Raw genomic sequence first — 839 nt, forward strand, 5'->3', positions numbered from 1 at the left:
GCAGGCTAAATAGATCGCCCGACTAAGTGGTAGAAGGAAGAGAACACATGGAACGTGTTGGCATCATTCAAATGACTTCGGGGCCTGATATTCAGGCGAATTTGGACTTTATTGACCAGCAATGTACTTTGGCGGCCAATCAAGGAGTGAAGCTGGTGCTCACGCCGGAAAATGCGGTGTTGTTTGCCAGTCGAGAAGAGTACCATCAACATGCAGAGCCGTTAGGTAGCGGTGCTATTCAAGAGCGTTTAGCCAATATCGCGAAGAGTCATCAACTGACGCTTGTCGTTGGTAGCATGCCGATTCAAACCGCGCGTGGTGTGACAACGACGACGCTCGTTTTACCTCCTCACGGAAAATGCATTGCCCATTATGACAAGCTGCATATGTTTGATGTCGATGTAGAAGATGGCCATGGCAGCTACCGAGAGTCAGATACTTTCACCGCGGGCAACCAAATTGTGGTGGCAGAAACGGATATCGGCAGCGTCGGCTTGAGCATTTGTTACGACGTTCGTTTCCCCGAATTGTACAAAGCACTGCGTTTAGCGGGGGCGGATATCATTGTTGTTCCCGCCGCGTTTACTGCGGTTACTGGGCAAGCTCACTGGGAAGTGTTGCTGCGAGCTCGAGCAATTGAAACGCAATGTTGGATTTTAGCCAGTGGACAAACGGGAACTCACCCTTGCGGCCGTAAAACGTGGGGGCATTCCATGGTGATTGACCCTTGGGGACGCATTCACAAACAACTTCAAGACCAAGTGGGTTTGCTGGTGGCAGAGATAGATTTGTCACAAACCCAGCAAGTAAGGCAGAATATGCCGCTGACTCAACACAGT

Annotated in this window: 1 protein-coding gene; it reads left to right on the top strand. The window is 50.4% G+C overall.

The window, feature by feature from the left end; all coding sequences use genetic code 11:
* Positions 1–47 precede the first annotated feature (47 nt).
* Positions 48–839 (top strand): carbon-nitrogen hydrolase family protein (locus R7O13_RS25580; RefSeq protein ID WP_318113461.1); only part of this gene is annotated, 792 nt, incomplete at its 3' end.

The sequence above is a fragment of the Vibrio sp. Y176 genome (assembly GCF_033438945.1).